This is a genomic window from Pseudomonas sp. NPDC087346, from assembly GCF_044744235.1.
In the GTDB taxonomy this organism is placed as follows: Bacteria; Pseudomonadota; Gammaproteobacteria; order Pseudomonadales; family Pseudomonadaceae; genus Aquipseudomonas.
On the sequence record NZ_JBIUXX010000076.1, the window covers coordinates 15,722 to 22,761 of the forward strand.

Here is a 7,040-nt window from a genome sequence, read left to right on the forward strand (position 1 = left end):
GAACCTGCGCTGTATACCGCGATTCACTCGCAATAGATTGGCACAGACAATTTGCTAGACGAGTCGACCCGATTCGAGGTCACGGAGTTCCTTCCTTGCTGATGCGTGAAACCCCTGTAGTGATTGATGGCCCAGTCGGCCAAATTGAAGCGCTGTACCTCGATAGCGAGCAGCCACGCGGCATCGCGCTGATCTGCCACCCGAACCCGGTACAGGGCGGCACCATGCTCAACAAAGTCGTCTCGACCTTGCAGCGCACCGCGCGCGACGCCGGTCTGATTACCCTGCGCTTCAACTATCGCGGCGTCGGCGCCAGCGAAGGTGCGCATGATATGGGCACGGGCGAAGTCGATGACGCTCAGGCTGCCGCCAAATGGTTGCAGGAAAAGCACCCGGATCTGCCGCTGACCCTGTTCGGTTTCTCTTTCGGCGGATTTGTTGCAGCAAGTCTCGGCGGCCGTCTCGAAGCGCAAGGCGTGCAACTCAAGCACCTGTTCATGGTTGCGCCAGCGGTAATGCGTCTGGGTGAACAGGATCAGTTGCCGCAACTCGGTGAACTGACCGTGATCCAGCCGGAAACCGACGAAGTCATCGATCCACAACTGGTTTACGACTGGTCGGAAAAACTCCAGCGCCCCCATGAGCTGCTGAAAGTGGCAGAATGCGGACACTTTTTTCATGGCAAGCTGACCGATCTCAAGGATCTGATCCTGCCGCGTCTCTCGAATTGATTGCAGTCTGACAAGCGATTACCCATGACGAACCGTACCCGTATTCTCACCGGCATCACCACCACCGGCACGCCGCACCTGGGCAACTACGCCGGCGCCATCCGCCCGGCGATTCTGGCCAGCCGCGACAGCAATGCCGATTCGTTCTACTTTCTGGCCGACTACCACGCCCTGATCAAATGCGATGACCCGCTGCGCATTCAGCGCTCGCGTCTGGAAATCGCCGCGACCTGGCTGGCCGGTGGCCTGGACGTTGATCGTGTGACCTTCTATCGCCAGTCCGACATCCCGGAAATCCCCGAGCTGACCTGGCTGCTGACCTGCGTCGCCGCCAAAGGCCTGCTCAACCGCGCCCACGCCTACAAGGCGTCGGTGGACAAGAACGTCGAAACCGGCGAAGACCCGGACGCCGGCATCACTATGGGTTTGTACAGCTATCCGGTGCTGATGGCGGCGGACATTCTGATGTTCAACGCGCACAAGGTGCCGGTCGGTCGTGACCAGATCCAGCACGTTGAAATGGCCCGCGACATTGGCCAGCGCTTCAACCACCTGTTCGGTCAGGGCAAAGAATTCTTCACCATGCCTGAAGCGCTGATCGAAGAGAGCGTGGCCACGCTGCCGGGCCTCGACGGTCGCAAGATGTCGAAGAGCTACGACAACACCATTCCGTTGTTCTCCAGCGCCAAAGAGATGAAGGATGCGATCTCGCGGATCGTCACCGACTCCCGTGCGCCGGGCGAAGCCAAGGACCCGGACAACTCGCACCTGTTCACCCTGTTCCAGGCGTTTGCCACTCCGGCACAGGCTGAGGAATTCCGCAGTGAACTGCTCGGCGGTCTGGGTTGGGGCGAGGCGAAGAGCCGTCTGTTCCAACTGCTCGATAACGATCTGGGCGAGTCCCGCGAGCGTTATCACCAGTTGATCGAGCGTCCGGCTGATCTCGAAGACATCCTGCAGATCGGCGCCAAGAAGGCTCGTGCCGTGGCCACGCCGTTCCTCAACGAACTGCGCGAAGCGGTCGGCCTGCGTTCTTTCGTCAATCAGGTGCAGGTGGCTGCTACCACCAAGAAGAAAGCTGCGAAAGCCGCACGTTTCGTCAGCTTCCGCGAAGACGACGGCAGTTTCCGTTTCCGTCTGCTGGCGGCCGATGGCGAGCAACTGCTGCTGTCGCGCAACTTTGCCGACGGTAAAGCGGCGGGGCAGGTCACCAAGCAGCTGCAATCCGGTCAGGCACTGGACATCCGCAATCAAGACCTGAGCTTCAGCGTTTGGCTGCAAGGCGAGTGCGTCGGCGATAGCCCGGCCTTCGCTGACGGCGCGGCTCGCGATGCCGCCATCGAGGCGCTGCGCGTTGCGCTGACCCCGGTTCAGGACTAAACAACGGCACCGCCCGACCAAGGGCTGATTGCCATTCCTACGGGCCGTCGCTACAGTGACGGCCCGTTTTTGTTGCCTTGCTAACGAATTATGACGCCCCTAGAACGATACCAAGCTGATCTGAAACGCCCGGACTTCTTCCATGACGCCGCGCAGGAAACTGCCGTGCGCCATCTGCAACGCCTGTACGAAGACTTGATCGCGGCCGACCAGAACAAGCCGGGCATGCTGAGCAAGCTGTTTGGCAAAAAGGATCTGACCCCGGTCAAAGGCCTGTATTTCTGGGGCGGCGTGGGTCGCGGTAAAACTTACCTGGTCGACACCTTCTTCGAAGCGCTGCCGTTCAAGGAAAAGACCCGCACCCACTTCCACCGCTTCATGAAGCGCGTGCACGAAGAGATGAAGACCCTCGGCGGCGAGAAAAATCCGCTGACCATCATCGCCAAGCGCTTCGCCGCCGAGTCGCGAGTGATCTGCTTCGACGAGTTCTTCGTTTCCGACATCACTGACGCGATGATCCTCGGCACGTTGATGGAAGAGCTATTCAAGAACGGCGTAAGCCTGGTCGCGACCTCGAACATCGTGCCGGACGGTCTGTACAAGGACGGCCTGCAACGCGCGCGCTTCCTGCCGGCCATTGCGCTGATCAAGCAGCACACCGAAATCGTCAATGTCGACAGCGGCGTCGATTATCGTCTGCGTCACCTTGAGCAAGCGGAACTGTTCCACTATCCGCTCGACGAAGCGGCCCACGAAAGCCTGCGCAAGAGCTTCAAGGCGTTGACGCCGGAATGCACGGCAGCCGTGGAAAACGACGTGCTGATGATCGAGAACCGTGAAATCCGTGCCCTGCGCACTTGCGATGACGTGGCGTGGTTCGACTTCCGCGAATTGTGCGACGGCCCGCGCAGCCAGAACGATTACATCGAACTGGGCAAGATCTTCCACGCCGTGTTGCTCAGCGGTGTCGAGCAGATGAGCGTCACCACCGACGACATCGCCCGACGCTTCATCAACATGGTCGACGAGTTCTACGACCGTAACGTCAAGCTGATCATTTCTGCCGAAGTCGAGTTGAAAGACCTGTACACCGGCGGTCGTTTGAATTTCGAATTCCAGCGCACCCTCAGCCGTCTGCTGGAAATGCAATCGCACGAATTCCTGTCTCGGGCGCACAAGCCTTAAACAGATTCGCCGCGATAAAAAAGGGCCTGCATTTGCAGGCCCTTTTTTATTTCCAGAATTCACCGCAATACCCTGTAGGAGTGAGCCTGCTCGCGATAGCGGTGGATCAGTCACATAAATGCTGCATGGACGGACGCAATCGCGAGCAGGCTCACTCCTACATGGGTTTGTGTGTGGGCAGAGGATTACGCCGCCTGCTGAAACTGCTGCCGATACTGGTTCGGCGACAGTTCGGTGTGCTGGCGGAACAGCCGCGCAAAGAAGCTCGCATCGTCATAACCGACTTCGTAGCTGATGGTCTTGATGCTTTTGCGGCTGCCCGAGAGCAAGCCCTTGGCCGTCTCGATACGCAGTCGTTGCAGGTAATGCAGCGGTTTGTCACCGGTAGCGGTCTGGAAGCGGCGCATGAAGTTGCGGATGCTCATGCCGTGCTCGCGGGCCACGTCTTCGAAGCGAAACTTGTCGGCGAAATGCTCTTCGAGCCAATGCTGGATTTGCAGGATGATCACGTCCTGGTGCAGCTTCTGCCCGCCGAAACCGATGCGGCCCGGCGCGTAGCTGCGCTGCACTTCGTAGAGGATGTCGCGGGCCACGGCTTGCGCGACGTTGGCGCCGCAGAAACGCTCGATCAGATAGATATAAAGATCGCAGGCCGAGGTGGTGCCGCCGGCGCAATACAGGTTGTCGGCATCGGTCAGATGCTTGTCCTGATTGAGATAGACCTTGGGGAAACGCTCGGCAAAGGCATTGAAGAAGCGCCAGTAAGTGGTCGCCTCCTTGCCATTGAGCAGGCCGGCCTCGGCCAGCCAGAACACCCCGGTGGCTTCGCCGCAGAGTACCGCGCCGCGAGCGTGCTGCTCGCGCAGCCATGGCAGGACTTGTGGATAACGGCTGCACAGAGTGTCGAAATCGTCCCAGAAGGCCGGGAGGATGATCACATCAGCGTTTTCCAGGCCGCCGTCCACCGGCATGACCACATCACTGAAGCTATTCACCGGTTTGCCATCTGGGCTGACCAGGCGCGTTTCGAACGCCGGAGTCAGGCCGTGGCCCAGTTGTTTGCCGTAACGCAGGCTGGCCAGGTGGAAGAAATCCTTGGCCTGCATGAGAGTGGATGCGAAAACCCGGTCGATCGCCAGGATGCTGACGCGCCGCAAGGGCGTGGAGACTTGCTTAGACATAATTCAACTTTTGTTTTGTTTTTATAAGGGAAAGTGGTCACCAGACGGCTGGATCGTCTTATTTTTTGTCGGATGTGTCCAGTGTCCCGTATCGCCAGTGGCGCTTAGTCTCTGAAGGGCATATCCCTCCAACAAGAAAGAAAGGTGCCGCATGATTCCCAGAACCTTGTTCAGCTCCGAGCACGAATTGTTTCGCGACAGCGTCAGAACATTCCTCGAAAAAGAGGCCGTGCCGTTTCATGGACAATGGGAAAAGCAGGGCTACATCGACCGCAAACTCTGGAACAAGGCAGGGGAGGCGGGGATGCTCTGCTCGCATCTGCCGGAAGAATACGGCGGGTTGGGGGCGGACTTTCTTTACAGCACCGTGGTGATCGAGGAGGTCGGACGGCTGGGGCTGACCGGCATCGGTTTCTCGCTGCATTCCGACATCGTTGCGCCTTACATCCTGCATTACGGCAGCGAAGCGCTGAAGCACAAATACCTGCCGAAACTGGTTTCGGGCGAAATGGTCACGGCAATTGCCATGACAGAACCGGGCGCCGGTTCCGACCTGCAAGGGGTCAAGACCACCGCCGTGCTCGACGGTGACGAGTACGTGATCAACGGCTCGAAAACCTTTATCACCAACGGCTTTCTGGCTGATCTGGTTATCGTTGTGGCCAAAACCGATCCCAAGGCCGGCGCCAAGGGCACCAGTCTGTTTCTGGTTGAAGCGAATACCCCGGGCTTTGACAAGGGCAAACGTCTGGAAAAGGTTGGCATGAAGGCCCAGGACACCTCGGAGCTGTTCTTCCAGGACGTCAGGGTGCCGAAGGAAAACCTGCTGGGCCAGGCCGGGATGGGTTTCGCCTATCTGATGCAGGAATTGCCTCAGGAGCGTCTGACCGTGGCGATTGGCGGACTGGCCTCAGCCGAAGCGGCGTTGCAGTGGACGATCGATTACACCCGTGACCGCAAGGCATTCGGCAAGGCAATTGCCGACTTCCAGAACACCCGCTTCAAACTGGCGGAGATGGCCACCGAGATCCAGATCGGCCGGGTGTTTGTCGACAAGTGCCTGGAACTGCACCTGCAAGGCAAGCTTGATGTGCCTACGGCGGCGATGGCCAAATACTGGGGCACCGACCTGCAATGCAAGGTACTCGACGAGTGCGTGCAGTTGCATGGCGGTTACGGCTTCATGTGGGAATACCCGGTGGCCCGGGCGTGGGCAGATGCGCGGGTGCAGCGGATCTATGCCGGCACCAATGAAATCATGAAGGAGATCATTGCGCGGTCGCTTTGAATTTTGCGGTAATCCGGCTGACGCCATCGCGGGCAAGCCACGCTCCCACAGGTTCAGGTGATACCTGTGGGAGCGTGGCTTGCCCGCGATTGGTTTTACAGATCAATCAAGGTGCAGGATTCGGGTGATCCTTGTGAATCGCCTCGATCCCTTCCAGCACTTCATCGGAAAGTTTCAGATCAAAACTGGCGATGTTGCTGTCCAGTTGCTCAAGCGTCGTCGCGCCAATGATGTTGCTGGTGACGAACGGTTGCTGGGTGACGAATGCCAGCGCCATTTGCGCCGGGTCCAGACCGTGTTCACGGGCCAGCGCGACGTAACGGCTGCATGCGGCTTCCGACTGCGCGTTGAAATAGCGGCTGAAGCGGCTGTAGAGGCTCAGGCGACCTTTCGGCGGGCGGGCGCCCCCTTCGTACTTGCCTGAGAGAAAACCGAACGCCAGCGGCGAATAGGCGAGCAGGCCGCATTGTTCGCGGATGGCGATCTCGGCCAGACCGACTTCGAAGCTGCGGTTCAGCAGATTGTAAGGATTCTGGATCGACACCGCGCGCGGCCATCCACGGGCTTCGGCCAGTGCGAGGAAACGCATGGTGCCCCACGGCGTTTCGTTGGACAGGCCGATATGGCGGATCTTGCCGGCGCGCACTTGTTCGTCCAGTGCTTCGAGGGTGTCTTCGAGCGGCGTCAGGTTGGCTTCGATCTTATGCTTGTAGCCGAGCTGGCCGAAGAAATTGGTGCTGCGCTCAGGCCAGTGCAACTGGTAAAGATCGATGTAATCGGTTTGCAGGCGCTCGAGGCTGGCATCCACCGCGGCGGTGATGTGCTGGCGGTTGTGGCGCAGGTTCTTGTCACGGATGTAGTCGATGGTGTTGCCGGGGCCGGCGATCTTGCTGGCCAGAATCCAGTCGGCGCGATCACCGCGGCGCTTGAAGTAATTGCCGATGTAGCGCTCGGTAGTGGCGTAGGTTTCGGCCTTCGGCGGCACGGGGTACATCTCGGCGGTGTCGATGAAATTGATTCCGGCTTCCTTGGCCCGTTCGATCTGGGCGAAGGCCTCATCCTGGGTGTTTTGCTCGCCCCAGGTCATGGTGCCGAGGCAGATTGCACTCACGTTCAGGTCGGTACGGCCTAGCTGGCGATAGTCCATCGGGTGCTCCTTGGGCAAAACAATCATAAAAGAAGTTTGAAATATTTTTCGCAATCTGCATAATTGCCGACATCTTTCTGAAGTGGATGTGATGCGCCGCCTCCGAAGAATCTTGCCGTTGAACTGAC

6 protein-coding genes are annotated in these 7,040 nt (G+C 58.9%); 4 read left to right on the plus strand and 2 right to left on the minus strand.

Annotation, left to right across the window (positions count from 1 at the left end):
* Positions 1 to 101: 101 nt before the first annotated feature.
* From ACIOZM_RS28110 to zapE, 3 genes are all read left to right on the plus strand, one after another.
* Positions 102 to 731, plus strand: a complete 630-nt coding sequence (locus ACIOZM_RS28110) for an alpha/beta hydrolase (protein WP_401220069.1) — start codon at positions 102 to 104, stop codon at positions 729 to 731.
* A 24-nt stretch (positions 732 to 755) separates the two neighbouring features.
* A complete protein-coding gene (locus ACIOZM_RS28115) occupies positions 756 to 2,111 on the plus strand; it encodes a tryptophan--tRNA ligase (RefSeq protein WP_401220059.1) in 1,356 nt (451 codons plus the stop codon).
* Between the two features lie 90 nt (positions 2,112 to 2,201).
* Positions 2,202 to 3,296: a cell division protein ZapE gene (zapE, locus tag ACIOZM_RS28120; RefSeq protein ID WP_401220062.1), complete on the plus strand. Its 1,095-nt coding sequence runs from the start codon at positions 2,202 to 2,204 to the stop codon at positions 3,294 to 3,296.
* A gap of 185 nt (positions 3,297 to 3,481) precedes the next feature.
* Here the strand turns inward: zapE and ACIOZM_RS28125 are convergent, their stop codons facing one another.
* Complete coding sequence (locus ACIOZM_RS28125) at positions 3,482 to 4,378, minus strand: GlxA family transcriptional regulator (RefSeq protein ID WP_176091778.1); 897 nt, start codon at positions 4,376 to 4,378, stop codon at positions 3,482 to 3,484.
* A 250-nt stretch (positions 4,379 to 4,628) separates the two neighbouring features.
* On the opposite strand from ACIOZM_RS28125, the gene ACIOZM_RS28130 reads away from it, so the two are divergent.
* Positions 4,629 to 5,765, plus strand: a complete 1,137-nt coding sequence (locus ACIOZM_RS28130; protein WP_401220064.1) for an acyl-CoA dehydrogenase family protein — start codon at positions 4,629 to 4,631, stop codon at positions 5,763 to 5,765.
* Between the two features lie 106 nt (positions 5,766 to 5,871).
* Here ACIOZM_RS28130 and ACIOZM_RS28135 read toward each other — a convergent pair whose 3' ends face one another.
* A complete protein-coding gene (locus ACIOZM_RS28135) occupies positions 5,872 to 6,912 on the minus strand; it encodes an NADP(H)-dependent aldo-keto reductase (protein ID WP_401220066.1) in 1,041 nt (346 codons plus the stop codon).
* Positions 6,913 to 7,040 lie beyond the last annotated feature (128 nt).

Bases quoted from the DNA above. Each gene is read 5' to 3' on its own strand.
- ACIOZM_RS28135 (WP_401220066.1), bottom strand. From the start codon at position 6,912: ATGGACTATCGCCAGCTAGGCCGTACCGACCTGAACGTGAGTGCAATC.
- ACIOZM_RS28130 (WP_401220064.1), top strand. From the start codon at position 4,629: ATGATTCCCAGAACCTTGTTCAGCTCCGAGCACGAATTGTTTCGCGAC.
- zapE (WP_401220062.1), top strand. From the start codon at position 2,202: ATGACGCCCCTAGAACGATACCAAGCTGATCTGAAACGCCCGGACTTC.
- ACIOZM_RS28110 (WP_401220069.1), top strand. From the start codon at position 102: ATGCGTGAAACCCCTGTAGTGATTGATGGCCCAGTCGGCCAAATTGAA.
- ACIOZM_RS28115 (WP_401220059.1), top strand. From the start codon at position 756: ATGACGAACCGTACCCGTATTCTCACCGGCATCACCACCACCGGCACG.